This is a genomic window from Mycobacterium sp. NTMscope_Eco_3, from assembly GCF_976985685.1.
In genome coordinates, this window is sequence record NZ_CDRJYZ010000001.1 from 2640619 (window position 1) to 2661776 (window position 21158).

At 64.5% G+C, this 21158-nt stretch carries 24 protein-coding genes and 1 pseudogene; 14 read left to right on the forward strand and 11 right to left on the reverse strand.

All coding sequences use genetic code 11. The features are described 5' to 3' along the window. Positions 1-49 precede the first annotated feature (49 nt). Genes AC0KTM_RS12065 through AC0KTM_RS12075 form a run of 3 tightly spaced genes read left to right on the forward strand, consistent with a single transcriptional unit; the run spans position 50 to position 3315 of the window. Complete coding sequence (locus tag AC0KTM_RS12065) at positions 50-1513, forward strand: aldehyde dehydrogenase (protein WP_472415595.1); 1464 nt, start codon at positions 50-52, stop codon at positions 1511-1513. Between the two features lie 25 nt (positions 1514-1538). Next, positions 1539-2672, forward strand: coding sequence for a Zn-dependent alcohol dehydrogenase (locus AC0KTM_RS12070; RefSeq protein ID WP_041785616.1), 1134 nt, complete (start codon positions 1539-1541; stop codon positions 2670-2672). 13 nt (positions 2673-2685) lie between these two features. Beyond that, the gene (locus AC0KTM_RS12075; RefSeq protein ID WP_472415596.1) at positions 2686-3315 is read left to right on the forward strand and encodes a cysteine hydrolase family protein; all 630 of its coding nucleotides are present in this window, start codon (positions 2686-2688) and stop codon (positions 3313-3315) included. A gap of 5 nt (positions 3316-3320) precedes the next feature. Here AC0KTM_RS12075 and AC0KTM_RS12080 read toward each other — a convergent pair whose 3' ends face one another. Next, positions 3321-4403: a Gfo/Idh/MocA family protein gene (locus tag AC0KTM_RS12080; RefSeq protein WP_472415597.1), complete on the reverse strand. Its 1083-nt coding sequence runs from the start codon at positions 4401-4403 to the stop codon at positions 3321-3323. A gap of 169 nt (positions 4404-4572) precedes the next feature. Here AC0KTM_RS12080 and AC0KTM_RS12085 point away from each other — a divergent pair, with 169 nt between their 5' ends. Genes AC0KTM_RS12085 through AC0KTM_RS12105 form a run of 5 tightly spaced genes read left to right on the forward strand, consistent with a single transcriptional unit; the run spans position 4573 to position 8585 of the window. Then, positions 4573-5847 carry a cytochrome P450 gene (locus AC0KTM_RS12085; protein ID WP_472415598.1) on the forward strand — a complete coding sequence of 425 codons (1275 nt, stop codon included), beginning with the start codon at positions 4573-4575 and terminating at the stop codon, positions 5845-5847. Next, complete coding sequence (locus AC0KTM_RS12090; protein WP_472415599.1) at positions 5844-6647, forward strand: enoyl-CoA hydratase/isomerase family protein; 804 nt, start codon at positions 5844-5846, stop codon at positions 6645-6647. Before AC0KTM_RS12085 ends, AC0KTM_RS12090 begins: the two co-directional genes overlap by 4 nt. After that, positions 6647-7078 carry a Zn-ribbon domain-containing OB-fold protein gene (locus tag AC0KTM_RS12095; protein WP_472415600.1) on the forward strand — a complete coding sequence of 144 codons (432 nt, stop codon included), beginning with the start codon at positions 6647-6649 and terminating at the stop codon, positions 7076-7078. The genes AC0KTM_RS12090 and AC0KTM_RS12095 overlap by 1 nt, the downstream gene beginning before the upstream one ends. Then, the gene (locus tag AC0KTM_RS12100; protein ID WP_064939830.1) at positions 7075-7998 is read left to right on the forward strand and encodes an SDR family NAD(P)-dependent oxidoreductase; all 924 of its coding nucleotides are present in this window, start codon (positions 7075-7077) and stop codon (positions 7996-7998) included. Before AC0KTM_RS12095 ends, AC0KTM_RS12100 begins: the two co-directional genes overlap by 4 nt. A gap of 5 nt (positions 7999-8003) precedes the next feature. Then, complete coding sequence (locus AC0KTM_RS12105) at positions 8004-8585, forward strand: YybH family protein (RefSeq protein ID WP_472415601.1); 582 nt, start codon at positions 8004-8006, stop codon at positions 8583-8585. A gap of 51 nt (positions 8586-8636) precedes the next feature. Here the strand turns inward: AC0KTM_RS12105 and AC0KTM_RS12110 are convergent, their stop codons facing one another. The 4 genes from AC0KTM_RS12110 to AC0KTM_RS12125 all read right to left on the reverse strand — a co-directional run bounded on the left by AC0KTM_RS12110 (position 8637) and on the right by AC0KTM_RS12125 (position 11078). Beyond that, positions 8637-8867 carry a ferredoxin gene (locus AC0KTM_RS12110; protein WP_472415602.1) on the reverse strand — a complete coding sequence of 77 codons (231 nt, stop codon included), beginning with the start codon at positions 8865-8867 and terminating at the stop codon, positions 8637-8639. Beyond that, positions 8864-10045, reverse strand: coding sequence for a cytochrome P450 (locus tag AC0KTM_RS12115; protein ID WP_472415603.1), 1182 nt, complete (start codon positions 10043-10045; stop codon positions 8864-8866). Before AC0KTM_RS12115 ends, AC0KTM_RS12110 begins: the two co-directional genes overlap by 4 nt. Before the next feature lie 11 nt (positions 10046-10056). After that, positions 10057-10566: a nuclear transport factor 2 family protein gene (locus AC0KTM_RS12120; protein ID WP_472415604.1), complete on the reverse strand. Its 510-nt coding sequence runs from the start codon at positions 10564-10566 to the stop codon at positions 10057-10059. A gap of 92 nt (positions 10567-10658) precedes the next feature. Further along, entirely contained in the window at positions 10659-11078 is a 420-nt protein-coding gene (locus AC0KTM_RS12125; RefSeq protein WP_472415605.1) for a limonene-1,2-epoxide hydrolase family protein, read from the reverse strand. A gap of 80 nt (positions 11079-11158) precedes the next feature. On the opposite strand from AC0KTM_RS12125, the gene AC0KTM_RS12130 reads away from it, so the two are divergent. From AC0KTM_RS12130 to AC0KTM_RS12140, 3 genes are all read left to right on the forward strand, one after another. Beyond that, complete coding sequence (locus AC0KTM_RS12130) at positions 11159-11791, forward strand: TetR/AcrR family transcriptional regulator (protein WP_472415606.1); 633 nt, start codon at positions 11159-11161, stop codon at positions 11789-11791. A gap of 246 nt (positions 11792-12037) precedes the next feature. Then, a complete protein-coding gene (locus AC0KTM_RS12135; RefSeq protein WP_472417447.1) occupies positions 12038-12835 on the forward strand; it encodes an alpha/beta fold hydrolase in 798 nt (265 codons plus the stop codon). Beyond that, positions 12810-14066, forward strand: a complete 1257-nt coding sequence (locus AC0KTM_RS12140; RefSeq protein WP_472415607.1) for a cytochrome P450 — start codon at positions 12810-12812, stop codon at positions 14064-14066. The genes AC0KTM_RS12135 and AC0KTM_RS12140 overlap by 26 nt, the downstream gene beginning before the upstream one ends. A 23-nt stretch (positions 14067-14089) precedes the next feature. On the opposite strand, the gene AC0KTM_RS12145 is transcribed toward AC0KTM_RS12140, so the two are convergent. The 4 genes from AC0KTM_RS12145 to AC0KTM_RS12160 all read right to left on the reverse strand — a co-directional run bounded on the left by AC0KTM_RS12145 (position 14090) and on the right by AC0KTM_RS12160 (position 16910). Then, positions 14090-14368: a cytochrome C oxidase subunit IV family protein gene (locus AC0KTM_RS12145; protein ID WP_238955995.1), complete on the reverse strand. Its 279-nt coding sequence runs from the start codon at positions 14366-14368 to the stop codon at positions 14090-14092. Then, the gene (locus AC0KTM_RS12150; protein WP_472415608.1) at positions 14368-14871 is read right to left on the reverse strand and encodes a cytochrome c oxidase subunit 3; all 504 of its coding nucleotides are present in this window, start codon (positions 14869-14871) and stop codon (positions 14368-14370) included. The genes AC0KTM_RS12145 and AC0KTM_RS12150 overlap by 1 nt, the downstream gene beginning before the upstream one ends. Positions 14872-14954: 83 nt before the next feature. Beyond that, positions 14955-15671, reverse strand: coding sequence for a hypothetical protein (locus tag AC0KTM_RS12155; protein ID WP_472415609.1), 717 nt, complete (start codon positions 15669-15671; stop codon positions 14955-14957). A gap of 186 nt (positions 15672-15857) precedes the next feature. Next, the gene (locus tag AC0KTM_RS12160) at positions 15858-16910 is read right to left on the reverse strand and encodes a TIGR03857 family LLM class F420-dependent oxidoreductase (protein ID WP_472415610.1); all 1053 of its coding nucleotides are present in this window, start codon (positions 16908-16910) and stop codon (positions 15858-15860) included. Between the two features lie 49 nt (positions 16911-16959). Between AC0KTM_RS12160 and AC0KTM_RS12165 the strand changes: the two genes are divergently transcribed. Further along, positions 16960-18048 carry a phosphotransferase family protein gene (locus tag AC0KTM_RS12165; protein ID WP_472415611.1) on the forward strand — a complete coding sequence of 363 codons (1089 nt, stop codon included), beginning with the start codon at positions 16960-16962 and terminating at the stop codon, positions 18046-18048. A gap of 5 nt (positions 18049-18053) precedes the next feature. Here AC0KTM_RS12165 and AC0KTM_RS12170 read toward each other — a convergent pair whose 3' ends face one another. Further along, positions 18054-19310, reverse strand: coding sequence for an FAD-dependent oxidoreductase (locus AC0KTM_RS12170; RefSeq protein WP_472415612.1), 1257 nt, complete (start codon positions 19308-19310; stop codon positions 18054-18056). Positions 19311-19362: 52 nt separating this feature from the next. On the opposite strand from AC0KTM_RS12170, the gene AC0KTM_RS12175 reads away from it, so the two are divergent. Together AC0KTM_RS12175 and AC0KTM_RS12180 are read left to right on the forward strand one after the other, a co-directional pair. Then, positions 19363-19974, forward strand: coding sequence for a TetR family transcriptional regulator (locus tag AC0KTM_RS12175; RefSeq protein WP_472415613.1), 612 nt, complete (start codon positions 19363-19365; stop codon positions 19972-19974). Further along, a complete protein-coding gene (locus tag AC0KTM_RS12180) occupies positions 19959-20318 on the forward strand; it encodes a nuclear transport factor 2 family protein (protein ID WP_472415614.1) in 360 nt (119 codons plus the stop codon). The genes AC0KTM_RS12175 and AC0KTM_RS12180 overlap by 16 nt, the downstream gene beginning before the upstream one ends. Before the next feature lie 11 nt (positions 20319-20329). Here the strand turns inward: AC0KTM_RS12180 and AC0KTM_RS12185 are convergent. Next, positions 20330-21150, reverse strand: a pseudogene (locus tag AC0KTM_RS12185) (NAD(P)-dependent oxidoreductase). Between the last annotated feature and the right edge of the window lie 8 nt (positions 21151-21158).

Consider the following 21158-nt stretch of genomic DNA (forward strand, 5'->3'; position numbering starts at 1 on the left):
AAGGAAACCGATAGGGCGCCTACAGCACAAATGAGCCGCTTGTCGAAAGATGACATTGGTGCCAGAATCGGTCTCCATGGTCGAGTTGGCGGCAAGCTACGTCGCAGGCAAATGGATCACGGGTGCCCCCGCCGAGACGATCGACGTGACGTCCCCGGCCAGCGGCGAGGTGTTGGGGACCGTCAGTGTCGCCGGGCGAGAGGACGTCGACGCCGCAGTTGCAGCCGCTCGCGCTGCCCTGCCCGCATGGGCCGCCACCTCTCCCGCCGAACGCGGCGCCGCACTCGGCCGGCTGGCCGATGCGCTCGAGGCGCGCAAGGGTGAACTGGCCGACCTGACGACCGCCGAGATCGGATCACCGCGATCCTGGAGCACCTTCGGTCAGGTGATCACCGCCGTCGGCGTGCTAAACGCCTATGCCTCCATCACCGCCGGCTATCCCTTCTTCGCCACCCGTCCCTCGATGACGGGCGGGACCGTCGAGGTGCGCCACGTCCCCGTCGGGGTGGTCGGCGCGATCGTGCCATGGAACACGCCGTTGTTCATCGCCGCGTTGAAGCTCGGCCCCGCACTGGCCGCAGGGTGCACGGTGGTCTTGAAACCGGCACCCGACGCGCCGCTGGAATTCGCCGCGCTGACCGACGCGATCGAACAGGCCGGAATCCCCGACGGCGTGGTCAACGTCGTCAACGGCGGTGCCGCCACGGGCGAGCTGCTCACCGAGCATCCGGGAGTCGACAAGGTCAGCTTCACCGGATCGACGGCCGTGGGTGCGCGGATCGCCGCGTCGTGCGGGTCTCGTATCCGCCGATACAGCCTCGAACTGGGCGGTAAGTCCGCGGCCATCGTCCTGCCCGACGCGGAGCTGGAGAGCGCGGTGCCCGGACTGGTCAGCGGCGTGATGGCAAACAATGGCCAGCTCTGCGCGGCCCTGACGCGAATCCTGTTGCCGCGCAGCCGCTACGGCGAATACGTGACGGCGTTGACCGACGCGGTCGCCGGCCTCACCGTAGGAGATCCGGCCGACCGGTCCACCGACATCGGCCCGGTGATCAACGAGGCGGCGCGCGATAAGGCGGAGGGCTTCCTGCGGCGTGCGCGAGAAGAGGGCGCCACGATCCTGGTGGGCGGCGAACGGCCGGACCGCCCAGGCTGGTACGTCGCCCCGGCGCTCGTCGCGGCGACCAACGACATGGAGATCGCCCGCGAGGAGGTCTTCGGTCCGGTCGCGGTCGTCATCGCCTATGACGACGTTGGCGACGATATCGCCGCCGAAGCGGTTGCCATCGCCAACGACTCTCGCTACGGACTTGTCGGTGCGGTGTGGTCGTCCGACGCGGCGCGTGCGTCGGCGGTTGCGACACGGCTCGAGGTCGGATCGGTGGCGGTCAACTCGACAGCCGTGCTGGACTTCGCCAGCCCGTTCGGCGGGTTCAAGCAATCCGGCATCGGCCGCGAAGGCGGTCCCGAGGGCATCGCCGGCTTCATCGAATATCAGGCCATCATCCGTTGAGGACAGAAAGGGCGTGCCCATGAGCATGCAGACCCAGGCGGCGGTCCTGTACGAGCGCAACACGCCGTGGACGATCGAGACCATCGAACTCGACGCGCCGAAGGCGACCGAGGTACTGGTCGAACTTCATGCATCAGGTATGTGCCATTCCGACGACCACCTCGTCACTGGCGACATGCCGATCGCCCTACCCTGCATCGGTGGGCACGAGGGTGCCGGCGTGGTCAAGGCCGTCGGCGATCATGTGTCGTGGCTCGCTCCTGGCGACCACGTGGTGTTCAGCTTCATTCCATCCTGCGGCCGGTGCCCGTCGTGTTCGACCGGTCATCAGAGCCTGTGCGATCTTGGCGCAAAGATCTACTCCGGCATGCAAATTCACGACGGAACCGCCCGCCACCATATCGGCGACAAGGACCTCGCGTTAGCCTGCGGCGTCGGTTCGTTCTCGCACCACACCGTGGTCCACGAGGCGAGCTGCGTCAAGATCCCGGAGCACTACCGACTCGACCTCGCCTGCCTGCTCGGCTGCGGCTTCATCACCGGATGGGGATCGGCGGTGTACGCCGCCGACGTACGGCCGGGAGACACCGTGGCCGTCGCCGGCGTCGGCGGCATAGGCGCAGCGGCGGTCCAGGGCGCCCGGCTCGCGGGTGCGCGCACCATCACCGTGATCGACCCGTCGGAGTACAAGCGGGAAGAAGCGGCGAAGATGGGTGCGACCCACACGGTGGCGGACTGGCAGGAGGCGAAAGCCGTTGTCGCCGAGGCAACCTGGAACCGCGGCGTGGACAAGTTCATCTGCGCGATGGGCGTCGGCGACGGCCAGCTGGTCGGCCAGGCCCTCGCGATGACGGCCAAGCGGGGCAGGCTGGTGGTCACCAACATCCATCCGATGTTGGAGCGCGAGATCCGGGCCAATTTGATGGACCTGACACTGACCGAGAAGCAGATCATCGGAACGCTGTACGGCTCGGGCAATCCGCGCGCCGACATCCCCAAGATTCTCGAGTTGTACAGCGCCGGCCAGGTGGACCTCGACACCATGGTCACCCGAACGTATCCATTAGAGAAGGTCAACGACGGCTACGCCGACATGCACGCGGGAGCCAACATCCGCGGCGTCCTGCTCTACCCGCCGGCGGAGCCGTCAGCGGGCTGACCGCGGTGCGCGCATGCGACTGTCTGACCTGATCCCCCGCCGAGGCACGGCCGTCATCATCTCCGAGATGCAGCGCGGCATCGTCGGCGACCTGGCGCCAGAGGCAATGCGTGAGCTCTCGGATGCGGTCGCTGCCGCGCGACTGCCAACGAGGCTAGCTGAATTCTGCGCCCAGGCACGCGAACTCGACGTGCCTGTCATTCATGCCACCCTGCAGTTCCGGGCCAATCACGTCGGCGTCCGGATCAATACTCCGCTACTGGCCGCGACGCTCGGACACGACGCAAGCTACATGGCGGAGGGCAGTCCCGCGGCCGAGATCATCGCTGAACTGGCGCCCTTAGTACCCGACGTCGTGCATGCGCGCCGACATGGCATGTCCGCCTTTACCGGCACCGACCTCGACGCCATCCTGCGCAGCCTCGACATCGAGTCGCTCGTGATCGGCGGGGTGTCGGTGAACGAGGCAATCATCGGCATGGCCATCGAGGCGGTCAATCTCGGGTACCGCGTCGCCGTGCTCAGCGACGGAGTATCAGGGCTCCCAGCGGAATTCGTCGACGCCATGCTCCGCCATTCGCTCCGGCTACTCGGTCCCACACCGACGACCCGGGACGTGATGACCGCCTGGCACAACTGCTAGGGGCCTCAGGCCTGTACGGGCTCCCAGCCGCCACCCTCGGAGGAGCGGTGCGCGGCGTCGATCACCGCGAGTGACAGCAGTCCATCCTCGAAGGTGGCAGCTTCGCTCGGACCCCCGTCGAACGCGGGCAGCCAGTCCTGCAGCATCAGCGCCATCGCCCGGCTGGCATGGCCCGCCAGCCCGTCGGGGAGCCGCTCGGGATGCGCAGGCTCGCGGTCGTCGACGGTCAGCGGACTCAGCCCGTCGTCAGTCGCGGCGCCGAGATAATATGCCGCAGAGCGTAAATCGCCGTCACCGATGATGGTGCCGTCGGAGCCGAAGAGTTCCAGTCGGTAGTGGTCGGCGTGGGCGCCCATCACCGAAACACTCAGGACAGCGGTCACCCCGGACTCCATGCGCATCAGCAGCGCCGCGGTGTCGTCGGCGGTGACGCGCAGCGTCCCACCGTCGGGCAGCTCACGAGTGGGGTCACTGGTGCGCACCTCCGCGCACACCGACACCGGCCGACCGAGCAAGCTGCACAGGAAGTCAAGATCGTGCACCAACATGCCTGCCAGGTATCCGCCGCCCTGCTCACGGTCGTACATCCAGTGAGCCTGCAGGGGATGGCTCGGGTGCCAATACGATGCGCTGCGGCTCACGCGCGCGAGGTACTGCGTGCCCAGGCAGCCGGAACGCACCCGGTCCGCGACGGCCAACCAGTCTGGGTTCCACCGGTTCTCGAAGCAACAGGCGGTGGGCACGTTGGCCTCGGCGGCGGCGCGCACCATGTCACGGGCCGCATCCAGGTCACCGGCAAGCGGCTTCTCGCACAGCACGGGCTTACCTGCGGCCAGCGCGGCCAGCGTCATGTCGTGGTGCAGGGTCGTCGGCGTCGCGACCGAGATGACGTCGAGGTCGTCTCGCGTAACGAACGACTTCCAATCGGTCGAGGTCTCTTCGATGCCCAGCTTGGTGGCCACCCGTTCGAGGCGCTCCGGAGTGCGTGCGCAGAGTGCCACGGGCTCGAAACCCTTGGCCGCCCGGAATCCCGGCACCTGCACATGGGCACCCCAGCCGACGCCGATGATGCCGACCCGTAACGTCATCTGCACTCCCCAATCTTGCCGTCGGCCCGGCTCGGTGCGCCCGGACCCCAGTAGTGACGCTAATGTTAGATGACTCCTGTGTTCAAGAGTGTGATTGGAAGTCAACCGCTTATATCGGCCGGTACTGCGACGTTGCCTAAAAGTGACATGAGTGCCAGAATCGGATGCTGTGAGCGCGACGGACATCGATGAGCAGCACTTCGCCCCGCTGATCGACCTGCAGTGGTGGCAGGAGCGGCCAGGCGACCGGACGGAGCTGTACCGACGCCTCCGCGAGGCTGGGGGCCCGGTGTTCGTCCGTACCAACCGTCCCGACTCCCCGCGAGTGCGCGGATTCTGGGCGGTCGGATCGCACCGCGACGTCATTGCCATCAGCCGTCGCCCCGCCGAGTTCGCTTCCGGGCAGGGCACCCAGATTTTCGACCAGACCGCCGAAATGCGCGAATACCGGGGCTCGATCATCGACATGGACGATCCCGAACACCAACGGCTCCGCAAGATCGTCTCGAGGGGCTTCAGTCCCCGGATCCTGTCCGAACTCCGCAGCCAGGTGCAGGAGACCACCGCCGAGATCCTCGAGGAGATGCCGCGCTCGGGCGAGTGCGACTTCGTCTCGTCGTTCGCCACCCTGCTGCCGCTGCGCATCATCGACAACATGCTCGGTGTGCCGCGCGAGCACGAGCAGTTCATCGTGCGCGCCACGAACGTCGTACTCGGCGCATCGGACCCCGAGTATGTTCCCGACCAGACCGTGTCCGGCATCGAGAAGGCGGTGACCGAGACGAGCGAGCGACTCATCGAACTGCTCAAGGGCATCGCCGAAGATCGCATAACCAATCCCCGTGACGATGTGATCAGCAAGCTGGTCACCTCGGACGAGGAGAACCTGACCCCGCAGGAGTTGGCCAAGTTCTTCATCCTGCTGATCGGTGCGGGCAATGAGACCACGCGCAATGCGCTCACCCATGGCCTGCTGATCCTGAGCGAGCATCCCGACCAACGCGACAGGCTGCTGGCCAACTACGAGGAGTTGGCGCCGACAGCCATCGAAGAGATTCTGCGGTACGCCAGTCCGGTGATCCACATGCGCCGCACCGTGACCCGCGACGGGGTGACGCTCACCGATGAGGATGGCCAGGTCACCCATACCTTCAACGCGGGCGACAAGGTCGTCCTCTGGTACCCAGCCGCCAATCGCGACCCTGCGGTGTTCAGCGAGCCCGAGACCTTTGACATCGCGCGGAAACCCAACAACCACATTGCCTTCGGTGGTCCGGGTCCGCACTTCTGCCTGGGCGCTCACCTGGCCCGCCTCGAGTTGAATGTGGCCTTCGAGATGCTTTATGCGCGATACCCCGACATCACGGCGGCAGGTGAGCCAGTCATGCTGAGGTCGAATTTCGTCAACGGCATCAAACATCTGAAGGCGACCTACACACCGTGAGCACACCCCAAACGGTCCTGTCGGACATCACCGACGGAGTCATGACCATCACCCTGAACCGGCCCGAAGCCGCCAACGCAGTCCGGCCCGACGACCGCGACACGCTCATCGCGTTGCTGGCCGCCGCCGACGCCGACGAGAAGGTGCGCGTGGTTGTTTTGCGCGCCAACGGCAAACACTTCTGCTCCGGGGCCGACGTGGGCTCGCTGGCCGAACGGCGCGCGCAGAGCGAGAAACGGGTGATGGAGCCCATGCGGCGCATCATGAACGGGGCCCAGAAGTTGGTGGCCTGTGTCCTGGACTGCAACAAGCCGGTGATCGCCGCGGTGCACGGGGCCGCGACCGGGCTTGGGGCGCACGTCGTCTACGCCTCCGATCTAGTGATTGCCACCGAAAACGCCTACTTCGCAGAGTCTTTCGTCAAACGCGGGCTCGTCGTCGACGGCGGTGGGTGCTACCTGCTGCCTCGCCGCATCGGCATGCAGAAGGCTAAGGAAATGACGTTCTTCGGCGAACGACTCACGGCCTCTGAGGCGTTGGAGCTGGGGCTGGTGAACCGGGTGGTGAGCGTCGAGGACTTCGATTCCACCGTCGCCGACTTCGCGGGACGGCTGGCCGGCGCACCGACCAGTGCCATCGCGTTCACCAAGCGGTTGCTCAACGACTCCCCCGACACCGACCGGCCGGGCGCGTTCGTCGCGGAGGCGATGGCGCAGGAACTCCAGTCGTACTCGCACGACTCCAAGGAGGGCGTGCAGGCGTTCGTCGAGAAGCGTCCGACCGAGTTCACCGGTTGGTGATGACCGTGGCAAGGGCAGATATACCGACGATTGACGCCGCAAGTGCTTCCTACTGGGAGGCGGCTCGGCAAGGTCGACTGCTGATCACCGAATGCACGGCCTGCGGCAAGGTCCACCACTACCCGCGACCGTTCTGTCCGTACTGCTGGAGCGAGGACGTCCACCCCGTTCAGGCAAGCGGATTCGGAACGCTCTACACGTATTCGACTGTGTACGTGAATGATCTGCCCCCCTTCAAGGAGCGGCTGCCTTACGTAGCTGCGATCGTCGAACTGGACGAGGGGCCACGGCTCATGACGACGATCGACGGCGTCGAGCCGGATCGGCTGCGGGTCGGGATGCCGGTCACGGCGTTGTTTCGTGCGGTCGACGAGGACGATTCCGAAAGTCCCTACTTGACGGTGTTCACACCTAGCGAGGAGAACCAGTGACAGGACTACTCGAGGGCAAGGTCGCCCTGGTGACCGGCGCAGGCCATGGCATCGGCCGTGGTCACGCGCTTGAGCTGGCCAAGCACGGCGCCACCGTGATCGTCAACGATCTCGGCACCAGTCTGTCCGGTGAGGGCACCGGAAAAGTTGCCGACGAGGTGGTGGCGATCATCGAAAGTCGGGGCGGGAAAGCGGTTTCCGACTTCAGCGACGTGGGCGACGAGGAGCAGGTCGACCTCGCGGTGGAGCGTGCTTACTCGCAGCTCGGCCGCCTAGACATCGTCGTCAACAACGCGGGCATCGTGCGCGACAAGGCGATCTGGAACATGAGCGTCGACGACTTCGACCTGGTGATGCGGGTGCACGTCCGCGGCAGCTGGCTCACCAGCCGCGCCGTTGCCCGCAAATGGCGTGCGGAATCCAAGGAATCAGGCGGGAAGGTGTACGGACGCATCATCAACACCACCTCCGGAGCAGGCTTGCACGGTCACTTCGGACAGACCAACTACAGCACCGCGAAGTCGGCGATCGTGGGATTGACCCAGACGCTGAGCCTCGAGTTGGCGTCGATCGGCGCTACCGTGAACGCGATCAGCCCGGGTGGACGCACCCGGATGTCGGCGTCGATGCCAGGAGCGCAGGCGCCCATCGAACCCGACGAACGATCGGAGGACGAGTTCGATCCCAAGGATCCGTCGCTCGGCTCCCCGGTGGTGGCCTGGCTGGCCAGCCCGGAGGCCGGACACGTCAGCGGTCAGGTGATACGGGCCATGGGTGAACACCTTCAGCTGCTCAAAGGCTGGCATCCGGCAGCATCGGCATCTAACGGCCAGAAGCGCTGGGACGCAGGCAAACTCGGCGCCATCATGGCCACTGAGATATTCGGCACCCGCAACACAGGACTACGACTCGGAGGTTAACGACCGTGGCAGACATCGAAGAAGTCGAGCGAGAGTTCCGACGCTACTTCATGACCGGCCCCGTGCTCGAGGACTGGGCGGCCTGGGCCAACCTGTTCACCGACGACGCGACCTACTTCGACCACTTTTACGGAACCTTCACCGGTCCCGACGAGATCACCAAATTCCTCGAAGGCACGATGGGTGCCGCGCCGCAGGTCTACAGCCCGCTAATCTTCTACGTCATCGACGGGTCGCGGGTCGCCTACAAGGTGTTCAATCGTGCCGACAATCCGGAACCCGGCGCACCGCCCATCGACTTCCCGTCCTACCAGTTCATCGAGTACGCCGGCGACGGAAAGTGGCGTTCCGAGGAGGACGTCTGGGTGATGGCCGAGATGAAGGAGTTTGCTCGGCGCTACTCCGCGGCCGCGAAGAGACATCCGCAGACGCTGGAACAGCAACTGCGCCGCGAGGACTGGGGGCCGTGGGTCGACTGGGCGCGGCCGGAGCCCGGGCACAGCGCCAGCCCGTCATGGTTGGGCAAGGACGGCTTCACGCCGTTCAACGGCATCCAGGACATCGACTTCGGCGTTCGGTCGCACTGACCGGTCGACCGAACAAGTACAGCCCGGACAGCACAGCCCACATCCCCTTTTTCAGTGGTCAGATGACTCGCGCGCGTCCGGCACATCCTCGGTGAGCAGCACCGCCCGTTCCGGGCAGAGCTTCTGTGCCCGTTGCAGCGATTCGAGTCGATCTGGCGGCACGTAACCGTCCCCTTGGACGTGGGCTAGGCCCCGGTCGTCGTCCTCAATGAGATCAGGCACGGCGAGGTAGCACTGGCCGTGCCCCACACACCTGTTCGGGTCGATCTGGAGCTTCGTCATCTCCCGCGCCCAAAGACGAGGGGCAGGCTTTCCAGATGGTATGTCCCTGTGGGCCAGGCAATTCGAGGCTCATATCCGTCCGGAATCTCGTATTCGGAGATTCGAGCGTGGAATTCCTCGACGATCAGGCGTAGTTCCCGGCGCGCCAGATGTGAACCCAGGCAGCGGTGTATACCGCCTCCGAAGCTCAGATGGCCGCGTCCGGCCGCGGACAGGTCGATGTCGTCTGGCGCCGATCCGTCGCTGCCTTCCCGGTTCGCGGTGGCCATACAGATGTGAACTTTCGATCCCGCCGGAATGGTGACACCGGCGACCTCGACATCCTGGGTGGTCCGCCGCGGAACCATTGGAGCGGGCAGTTCGAGGCGCAGAATTTCTTCGACGAGGGGGGTGATCAGAGCCGGATCGTCGATGACCGCGCGGCGTAGGTCGGGACGTCGCGCCAGGTGGTACATCGTGAAGCCGATGGCACCGGTGGTGGTGTCCAGCGCGGCGAGGACAAACAGGAAGCACATGCCAAGTATGTCGAGGTCGTTGAGGCCCTCGTCTTCGGATACGGCCAGCAGGTGACCGATCATGTCATCGCTGCCGGGGTGGCTCCGTTTTGAGCTGACATGCTCCTGGAGGTACCCGAGGAGCGCCGCGCCGGCCTCGAGTTGTGCTTGTGTGGCCTCGCTCTTGGCGGCGTCGGAGGTCAGGGTGTCCGACCACACGCGAAATTTATCTCGATCTGCGACGGGTAGCCCGAACAGGGTGAGCAGTACCTGTGTGGGGAACAGCTCGGCGATGTCGGTGATGACGTCGCACTGTCCTTTATCGGCAAGGGGTTTCACCAGTTGCGCGGCTTGCTCGCGGAGGTTGTCCTCGATGTTGTTGATCACGCGTGGCGACAGCATGGGGTCGAGGAGGCGGCGGTAGCGGGCGTGGTCGGGGGGATCAATCATCAACGGCACCATGGGTATCGGGCTGCCGACGTCGTATCCGCCTGCCGAGGAGAAGATCTCGGGATGGTGTTGGGCGAATCGGACGGCTTCCAGGCTGGTCAGGTACCACATGCCGTCGGCTTCGAAGACGTCGCCACGTTCTCGGACATATCGCCAACCCGCGCTGCGATCCAGCGCCATCGGCGCCGATTCGTAGAAGCCCGCCGACTGCTGAGGGTCTGTCGTGGTCTGCATCTCTCGATCTCCTAGCGGTGGTAGCTGGCGTCGGCGCCGACCATGCCCTCGAGAATCGTGCCCTCCCACATGGGGTAGTCCTCGGTGATGGTGAGTATGTGACAGGGCGAGAAGGCGACCTTGCGGTGAGCGATTCGCCACTGCCCATCGCGCCGTTCGATCTTGTCGAGGTACCGGACGCGCAGAAAAACTTCGCGGTTGCCCCGGTTGCCGTCGTCGTCTGGCTCCCGATAGAACGCCAGGGTGTAGGTCTCGGTGTGCGCGACGTCGCCGTCGATGTCGATCAACTGTGTTCCGTTGTGATGCATCCAGTGGTGGCCCTCCACGCTTCCGGTCTTCATGAAGTTCACGAAATCGGTTGCAGGGCCATTGATCGGGCCATGCTCGTCGATCGCGTCGGGATGAAACAGCGATGCGAGAAGCTCGTGATCTTGCCGGTCGATCGCTCGCGGGTACTGCGCCAGCAGGCGGCGTATGGCCGCCTCGTCGATGAGGCGTTGTACCTCGGGGTCACGGTCCATGCCCATGTTCCTCTCAGCTTGCGTTGTTGTCGTCGTGTACCTGCGTCTGCGGGCCAGAGCACGGGGTCTCGACTGCTCTGCGATCGCGGTCCTCAGACCGACAGATAGTCGCTGGGCACCAAGTCGGAAATGTCTTCGCCGGTCATCATCTTGACCGGCAGGCCGGTGTCCCAGTAGTCGGTCCAGCGGGCGATCTTGCCGCCGCGCACCACGAAGGTCCCCATGACAGGAACTCCCACCACGTCGCCGGCCGGCGTCTTGATCATGTCGAGACGCTCGGTGAGCACGGTGTCACCCGAGGCGGCGATGTTGATCATCTGATAGGCGTAGGAATCGGGGAATACGGCGAACTGCTGGCCGAGATTTTCGGCGATCGCGTCGGCGCCGACGCTCGCCGGCATCCCGACGTTCTGATAAACCGCGTCATCGGCTAGATACGGCTTCAGGGCCGCCACGTCGCGCTGCTCCATCAAGCCACAGAAGGCGTCAACGAGCTGGATCGGATCGGTCATGGTGAGCCTCTTCCCGAGGGATCTTGACATACAGATTGAATGTATTTCACCTACAAACTGTATGGGAATATACTGAGCGCGTGCCCCGTCGTCAACAGTCGGCAACCGCCGCGAAGACTCCCCGAGCAGTACAGGCCGAAGCCACCCGCTCGGCGTTGATCGGTGCGGCCCGAAGACTGTTCGTCGAGAAGGGCTATTTCGACACCGGGACCGAGGAGATCGTGACCGCATCCGGCGTCGGCACCCGTGGAGCGCTTTATCACCACTTCGGCGGCAAGCGCGCTCTGTTCCAAGCGGTTTTCGAGCAGGTGGAAGAGGATCTGCTCGCCGCAGCCGGCGGCGCGGACGGCGCTGGCGACGCACTCGGGCGGCTGCGCTCCGGCCTACTGAAATTCCTCGACGCCTCGCTTACCCCTGAGGTACAGCGCATTTTGCTCATCGATGGGCCGGCGGTGTTGGGCTGGCAGACCTGGCGTCAACTCGAAGGCCGATACGGTGTCGGGGCCATTCACGGACTGCTCGAACGCGCTGTCCTCGAAGGTTCGCTACCGGCGCAGCCCCTGATCGTCCTAGCGCACGTCCTGTTGGCGGCCGTGGACGAGGCCGCGCTGGTAATCGCGAACTCGCCCGATCCCATGGCCGCCCGCGAGCAGGGCATCGCGGCTATCAGCCAACTGCTGGCCGGGCTAGGAGCATCCGCGCCGCAACGGTGATGCGGGGAAGCGAGTTATTTTCGCCCCTCGACCTCCGGTAAAGCATTGACACGCCGCACCCATCTGAACATACTTGCTGCATGTAATCATGCATACACATGGTATGTGCTTAGCATGTCGCACGTCCGCCATGCTTCGCATCGGCGCGAGCTCGCTATATGTGGGAGAACAGCATTCGCGCGCTTGAACTCCCGATCTGAACGAGGGAAGGTCGCAATGACAGACCACACCGTCCGTGTCGACGGGCTGGACGTCGATTACATCGACACCGGAGCCGGACCGACGGTCCTTTTCGTGCACGGCGTGTACGTCACCGGGGCCCTGTGGAACGACGTCGTGGCCGAACTAGGCGAAGGCTTTCGCTGCATCGCCCCGACATGGCCGTTGGGTGCGCACAGTACGAAGACCGATGGCGCCGACCTCGGCGCAGAAGCCGCCTCTCGACGCATCGTGCACTTCATGGAGGCTCTGGAACTCAGCGACGTCACCGTGGTGGCCAACGACACCGGCGGCGGCTTAGTTCTTGCGTCGTTGGGTGATCCAACGCTGGACACGACCCGTATTGCCCGCCTGGTGCTCACCAATTGCGATAGCTACGAACACTTTCCGCCAGGATCCTTCGCGCAGATCGTGAAGTTGTGCCGGTTCAGCTCCGCGGTGGGTGGCGGAATTCTGCGTCTGCTGGCCACCGGACCCGGACAGGACTTCTTCCTCAAGGCGGTGTCCAAGCACCCGCCGGCAGCGCAGCGACAACGCCAGATCTTCGGGGCCTTCGCCACGAGCGGCGCGGCCCGGCGCGACGCCGTCACGGTGACTGCCTCACTGGATCCGGCGCTGACGCTGCGTGCCGCGCCGGCGATCCAGGCGTTCGACAGGCCCGTCACCCTGGCGTGGGGTACCGATGACAAGCTGTTCCCCCTCGAGCATGCACACCGCCTGCGTGACGCCTTCCCGAACGCCTCGTTGATCGAGGTCCCGGACTGCTCCACCTTCGTCATGATCGACGCGCCGCAGACACTTGCCGCAGCAATTCGCAACGGATGACCAAGACCGTGAGAAACAACGTGGAAGAGGATCAATCGTGACTACTACCGACAACCGGACCGATAAGTGCCCTGTGCTCAACTTCGACTACACGGAGCCCAGGCCCGCAGGCACCTGGATGCGCACTTACGATGAGCTGCGGGATCAATTCCTCTGGTACCGAAACGAATTCGGCCCGGGGTTCTGGACAGTCGTCAATTATGAAGGGATTCTGGCGATCCTGCAGAACCCTCAAGTGTTCTCCAACAGCGTCGTCACTGCGCTCGATCCCGATCCGCAATACAAGTGGATTCCCGAGATGCTCGATGGTGACGAACACAAGCAGTGGCGCCGGCAGCTTGGTCCACTGTTCTCTCCAGGAGCGGTGGAACGGCTCGACGACGCCGTGCGACAGCGTGCCATCGACCTCATCGAAGCGATCGCCGACAAAGGGGCGTGCGATTTCATGGCCGACTTCGCCCAGCAATTTCCCACCACCATCTTTCTGGAGATGATGGGATTGCCGATCGATGAACTGGATCAGTTCATGGAGTGGGAACACGCGATCCTGCACATATCCCACGACGAAGAGGGAATGAACCGGAGATCTGAAGCGTCCATGGCGGTGATGCAACGCTTCGCGGCGATCATCGCCGACCGCCGCCTCGAGCCGCGCGATGACATCGTCAGCAGGGCCCTCACCTATGAGATCGACGGTGAACCTGTCACCGACGCCGACCTACTGTCCTTCTGCCTCTTGATGTTCATGGCCGGGTTGGACACCGTGTCAGCCACGTTGGGCTGGATCTTCCTGCACTTGGCCCGCACCCCAGATCACCGCGAACGAATTCTGCAGCAACCCGACCTCATACCCACTGCCGTCGAGGAATTCGTGCGCGCGTACGCGATCGTCATCCCGGCCCGCAAGGTCACCGAGGACATCGAAGTCCAGGGCTGCCCGTTCAAAGCGGGCGACATGGTCAACATCCCGCTCAGCGCCGCGACGCGTGACGACGCCGCATTCAATGATGCCCGCACTATCGACATCGAACGTAAGCCCAACAATCACATTGCCTTCGGCGCGGGGCCACATCGCTGCCTGGGCTCTCACCTCGCCCGGCGGGAGCTCAAAATCGCGATGGAAGAGTGGCACAAGCGCATCCCGAACTACCGCCTCGAACCCGATGCCCAACTGCTCGAGACAGGTGGGCAACTCGGCCTCACGACCCTTCCTCTGACCTGGGACGTGTAGGAATCCACCAGCCTGCCATCGGCTCAACCGAACAGATACAGCCCGGACAGCACAGCCCACAGCCCGAGGCAGTAACCCTCGAAGATCAGGCGCAATGGTATTGGGGCACTGCGCAGTTCCATGAAGTCGAGCCCGACGAGCCGGACCTTGATCGCGGCAATGGCGAGCACTACGACCACCATCACCGATCCGGTGCCGTGGTCGGCGCCCAACGCGTACGACACCAGGGTCGCCACGATGAGAACCAGCCACGACAGTCCCGCGCGGCTGCGGACGAACGTGAGGGCCGACGGACCGGTCATCAGGCCACCAGGTACAGCAACGGAAACAGCACGATCCACAGCAGGTCGACGAGATGCCAGAAGCAGGCTCCGCCCTCGACGACGGCCATCCGCGTCGCACCGAGCTCGGGCCGCCCAGTCTGGGTCAGCAGGAATGTCAGGACACCCATGCCGACGCAGACGTGGAACAGGTGCACGCCGGTGAGGATGAAGTAGTAGAGGTAGAAGTGGTTCGCCCCGATTCCGTGCCCATCCGCCACCAACGAGGAGTACTCGAGGGCCTTGAGCGCAATGAACGTTGCGCCGCAAGCGATCGCACCCGACACGACTGAGCGCGCTAGCCGATGCGCTCCCGAGCGCAGCGCTCCCAGCGCGACAACTACGAACAGTGAGCTCGTCAACAGCACCAGCGTGTTGGCGAGGCCGACCCCGAGGTGGAGCGTCTTGCGCGCGGCATCAAAGAGTTCGGGCGCCTTGTCGCGCTCGACCATGAAGGTGGCGAAGAACGCACCGAAGACCAGCATGTCGCCGAGAAGGAAGACCCAGGTGCCACTCTCGCCAGGGAGCCGTCGGGCAGGCGCTGCAGTGGTCGAGGGCGCTTCGACGGTCACGCCGCGGCGGCGGTCACCGGCTCCGCCGACTGCTCCGCACTGATCGACTGGATCAACACCACCGTCACCGCGATCATCCACACAGAGAACGCCACCAGCGGAACCCAAAAGGCGAAAATCCCGTTCCAAGCCAGCGGGCCGTCGTTGAAGATCATGACCGCCCCACCCGGCAAGGCCAGGAGCGCGTACCACGCATTCAGGTAGCCGAACCACCGCGGAAATGTTTCCGGTTCCGTCCGATCGAGAAAAGACGCCAAAGTCAAGACCAAGGCCTGGATCAGCAGGGTCCCGACGATCCCGACGAACATCAGCCAGAACACGTCGTTAAGGGCTTGGGTGATCTGCGGATCGCGCTCTTCGGGACGAAAGGCCGCTGCAGCCATCACCATCATGGGAAAGAGGAAGCCTGGTACGAAGATGACCCCAGCGAAGATCTGGGTCACCGACAGCACTCCCCACTTGCCTTCGATGCGACGTACGCGCAGGCAGATGGTGGCCAACCAAGGTAACGCGACGCAGGCTGCTAGCAGGCTCAAGGCGAGACCGACGCGTACACGCAGCTTGTTGGCGATGAGGAAGTCTTTGATGGCCGCAGCGCTGGCGGTCGGCGAGAGCGGCGGGATCAGCTTTGCGATGAGCATGAAGAAGATAAAGAACAGGGCGAGCATGGCGATGCCGCCCCACGCGGCGATGCGTTGGAGTTTCAGGTCCATTACCGGATCCTAGAACGAATCCACTCAATGTTTAATTGTTTAGCCGATTTGCTCAAAAGCACCGGCAGCTCAACAGTGGCGCTCACAGTATTCGCTCGGACGCATCTTGAGCGGGTATCGCGCTGCTCGTACCAGGAGTCGAGGATCTGCATCGTGGTCGGCAGCCAATCCGAACGAATCTCTCCGTCAGGAACCTGCCTTGGTCATCGGAAACAACGGGCCTAACCTATCAGGGGTACTGCCGTGCAGGACGAGCTCGTCGGCACCCGCATCGCGATAGCGTTCGAAAGCCTCGTGGCAAGTGCGCGGTGATCCGACCGCTGCCGCCTCCCCGGTCCATTCAACGGGCATCACCGATGCCACCTCGACGAGCTGCTCGCGAGTGAGCACCGAATCCGCCGAACCCCGTATGCCCGCGAGCAGCGGGTGAGAACGTAAGCGCTCCAACGCATCCACATCCCACCCATTCACGTTCGCCAACCGCTCCCCGAACCCTGGAATCTGGTAATACGTGACCGCCCTGGCCCCCACCACGGCGAGTTCCTCCTCGGCGCGAAGATCGCAGGCGACTATCACCGTGGCATATACGCGCACGCTGCCTGCCGGCCGGCCTGCGGATCGCTCGGCGCCCCTGACGACCGCTACCGAGTGCGCCACCGCGGCCGGAGTCAGAAACGGGTGCAGCAACACACCATCGAAGTGCCGACCGGCCAACTCCAGACCTTTCGGCCCGATCGCGGCGAAAACCAGCGGCGGCACCGGTTGATCGGGTACATCGTTGAGTCGCAGCGACGGATACCGACCTGCCGGTCCGTCGTAGCGCACCTTCTCCCCACGGCAGAGTCGCCGGAAGATATCGGCGTGGTCAATGATCGATGCATTCGTCGAGCGCGGCAGACCGACCGCGGCCCACATGGCGTCCACGGAACGCCCGATGCCCAGGATGAACCGGCCATCCGACAACGCCTGGGCCGTCATCGCCAGCGAAGCTAGCAGCGCGGGATGACGGGGCTGGAAGTGGGTTATGCCCGAAGCGATCCGCACCGTTGAGGTGACCTGGCTGAGTGCACCCGCGATCACGCCCAGGTCTTTGGTCCCCCACCTTTCGCTCAGCCACAGGGTGCGCAGTCCCAGCGTTTCGGCCGCTACGGCCTGCCCCACCGCCGCCCGCGGATCGGAAATCCGCCCCGGCAGCGTGTAGGCACCGAGCGGTATGTCACTGGATATTTCGGCGTCCATCGTCCTATTCTGACACTAGTGTTCATTTTGTGGGCGAAAGGGATACACCGTGGCCTACACGTCAACGCGTGGTGATATCGGTTCTGGGATCGACGACATCATGCGTAGCTGGCTGCCGCAACGCCTGACGCCCGACAACGCGACGTCGATGGAGATTTCCGGTCTCAGCGCGCCGGACGCCGGCTACTCCGGCAAGACCGTGTTCTTCACGGCGACGTGGACCGATCATCCGCAGCGCCGTCCTCACAGCGAGGATCTGGTGCTGCGACTGCAGGCGAAGGATCATCAGCTGTTCACCACACCCGACGCACCCCGGCAAGCCGAGGTGATGCGTCGGCTCGGCCGGCACGGAATCGCAGTGCCACACATCGTCGGCGTCGAGACAGATCCGTCGATACTGGGAGCACCGTTCTACGTGATGCGACGGGTACCCGGCCGCACGCCGTCCGATGTCCCGAGCTGGCATAAGCGCGGGTGGACCGCAGCGTTGTCCGCCGCTGATCGGGAATTACTGTGCGACAACGGCCTACGCGCACTGGTGACGGTCCACCAGGTCAACGCCCCGGACGACCTGGCGTTCCTTCGCGCCGACGGTCCCCATGGGTTCACCGCACTGCAGCGCTACCTGCGCACCCTGCAAGGTTGGTATGACTGGTGCCGAGATGACCTGAAGGTTGGCGCAGACATATTGGCCCGTGCGCTGCGGGTGATCCACGATCAGGCTCCCGATATCGACGCCGAGACCATCGTCTGGGGAGACGCGCGTGTCGGCAACATGTCGTTCGCCGATGATCTCTCGGTGGCTGCCCTGTTTGATTGGGAGACAGCCAGCACCGGGCCCGCCGAGATCGATCTCGGCTGGTGGCTCATGTTCGAGACGTTTCTCTGCGAGTCGCTGGGGTTCACCAGGCCTCCGGGAGTGCCGACCGATGACGAATTCGTCAGTCGTTACCGGGAATTCGGGGGGAACTTGACCGGTGACATCATCTACTACCAGCTGGTGGCGGCGTTCGTATTGTCCCTGATCAACAACCGGCTTGCGCTGCTGTTAGTGCGCGACGGCCTGGATGTGACGACCGCGCGCAGCTATCCGCAGTCCGCGGTCGATCTGGTCGAGCGGTACCTGCGACAGCTGTAGCTGGCTCAGGCCAGCGCCAGCGTGGTCAAGATGTCTGGTGTGTAGGCCTCTTCCGGGGCTTCCCACGGCCCGGCATGCACCGCATCCAGGGCCGCACCGAGCTCGGGACGGTGGTGCAGCAGCTTGAACATCCGTGCCCTACGGGCCAAACGATCCGGCATGCCGAATCCAGTGAGCAGGTCTGTCAGCGCACTGGCGAAGCGCAGACGTCCCATCCGCAGGCGCCGTTCCTGGACATACCCAGCCAGCCCGTGCGGTGCCCAGTCGGAACTGCCCAGCAGCGCCTCCGACAGCACCCGCACGTCACGCATGCTGATGCTGAGTCCCTGGGCGGTAACCGGATTGCTCCAGCCGGCCGCATCGCCGATGAGCACCGCGCCAGGCACGACGGGCTCGTCAACCCAGGCATCATTCATCGGAAAAGTCGCGCACGGACCGATCGGGGTGGAAGCGGCGAGCACATCCGAATTTGGGAAAATCGGCGTTCGGAACGCGTTCATGAATTCCCCGACCGCCGAGATCCCCTTCAGGGGTGCGGGATCGTCGACACTGCGACCGACGTAGAGCCGCAATCGGTTGTCCGCTCGCGGGAGGACGATGTACTGGTTCCGGCCGTCCACCGAGATGGCGGTTTCCGCGCGATCCCACACTCCCCCGTCGTCAACCAGCATGCCCGACAACCGGACCCGAGCCTGTGTGGTGAACAGCGTCATCCCGAGCGCAGACCTGGTGGCCGACATCTTGCCGTCGGCGCCGACGATCAACCGGCACATGGCGGTTTGCCTGCCGTCGTCCGTCTGGTAGCCGACCGAGGGGGTCGTACCGGCCGTTATTGCCGTCCGGCGAACGCCGCGCACAACCTCGGCGCCGGCCTTGACCGCGGCCGTGGCCAGCGCCTCGCGCAGCTCCGGATGGCCCACGCCCACCACACCCGGCGCGTTCTGGACCGCGGTGGACAAGTCCCTGGAACGCCGCTGGGCCTCCTCGACGCTGAAGCCCTCGTCGTACGGGACCATCTTCGTCATCACCGACACACCGTCGGCCTGCAATATCGTCTCGGCTACCCCCACCTCGACGGCCTCGCGAAAACCCCAGGGCACCATGGCCTCTCCACGCACGATGTCGCGGTAGGCCTGCTCACGTTCGAGGACCCTCACGGCGATGCCCGCGTTGGCCAGCCGGATCGCGAGCGTACATCCGGCTATCCCACCTCCAACAACCACAACATCGGCCTCCATCAGACCCTCTCTCGTCAATCCCATTTACTATGGCATAATGGGATTGGCCGACGCCAGCAGGAAGGGGTGCTGAGCCATGAGACGCCGAGGCGGGACTCAGCCGTCTCCTATTTCGAAGGTCGACGTCGTCGACGCGGCACTACGTGTCGTCGCGCGATCGTCATTGGCAGAGTTGACAGTTCGGGAAGTCGCAGCCGAATGCGGGGTGACACCCCCCGCAATTCACTACCATCTACGTGGCGGTGACGACCTCGCCGATCGTGTTGTCGAGGCGGTCGCCGCGCGGATCGATGTGCGGATGAATCCGGACGCCTCGTGGATCGACCAGTATGTCGAACTGGTCCTCGCGATGGACCGCGCTTTCCTGGCCTATCCGGGCGCTGGGCTGCACGCGTTGACCTCGACCGGTCCGTCGGCGGCGGCCACCCGGCTCACCGATACTGCCCTGGACATCCTGCGCCGAGCGGGATTCACCGAAGAGGTTGCCGTACAGACATTCACCGCCACATACCTGATGTTTGTCGGCTGGCTGGCCACCCGCAGCCGCGCCGAAGACAACACCATCCACCCCGCGTTGGCCGCTGCCGGCGCCGAAGACCTGGGCCGCGATGACGGTCAACCGCTCGAAGGTGCGATCCGCCGCATCTTGACAACCGCAGAAGGAGACCCACAGTGTCCGACAAACTGACACCGACCGACGACGCGTCCTGGGTGAAGCGCTACTACGCAGACTGGGATTCCGGTGACGCGGAGGCGATAAGCGCGTGGTTCGACGACGATGTCGTCCTGGAAGACGTCCCGACTGGCCATACCGCCACGGGCGCAAGCGAAGCCCGCGCCTTCGTCGACGGCGCACTGAAACTCGCGCCGGGTGCCGGCTATGAGGTTCTCGCGGCACTGGTCAGTGGCGATCAGTTCGCCGTCGAATGGATCATGCAACCGGCCGGTCTGCACGGCGCTTCGGTGGGGACCGTGCGCGACGGCAAAATACTGACCAACCGCGACTTCTGGGATGCCTCACCCAAGAAATGAGCCCGGCGCGTTCAGCCGGCGCTGTCCTGGAGCGATAGGGGCCCTTCGTGCACCACTTCACCCAACAGACCAAAGATCAACTCCTGCCTCGGTCGCTGCCTCCCGGCACGCTGCGACGTCCTTGCGTAGAAGCGGTCCCGCCTTCTCCGTGAGCAGGTCGATCCCTCCGATGCGGTGGGCATGCGCGGCGGCACCGCTTCGACCGCTGCAGACCTGGAGCACGGAGAGCAACGCGCCTGAATCTACGTTCAACTTGTCACCGAGTTCTGTTGCCGCGGCAGCAAGTTGCGCGTTGGCGGCGAACAGGAGATTGTTGATCAGCTTGATGGCCAGCGCGCTGCCCAGTTCGCCGGTCGGCACCACCGGTTCGGCGTAGGCAGCTGGGTATCACCGTCTCGACAGCGTCGGTCGGACCACCCGACCAGCACGGTCAGCGTGCCCGCGGAGATGTTCTCCGCTGTTCCGCTGACCGGGGGGCGTCCAGAATCACCGGCGCCGACGACGAGCTGTCCCGCAATGCTTCGAGGATGGTCACGGTTCCAGTGGTGTGAGAGACAAATACTGACCCAGCCTTGGCGTTGGCGATGAAACCGTCTGGTCCCAAGCCGGTTTCGCGCAACTGCGTGTCGGAGAACAGGCACGACAGCAGGATGTCGCTCTGCGAAGCCAGCTCGGCTACCGAGCCGACGGAGGTTGCGCCACCGGCAGTGAGACGGTCCCGCACCTCGGCGCGACGGCTGTACACGAGCACATCGTGGCCGGCGCCGAGCAATCTGAGAACCATCGGCTCTCCGAGTTGCCCTGCACCAATGAAACCGATGACCTCGGTCATTCGGCGCT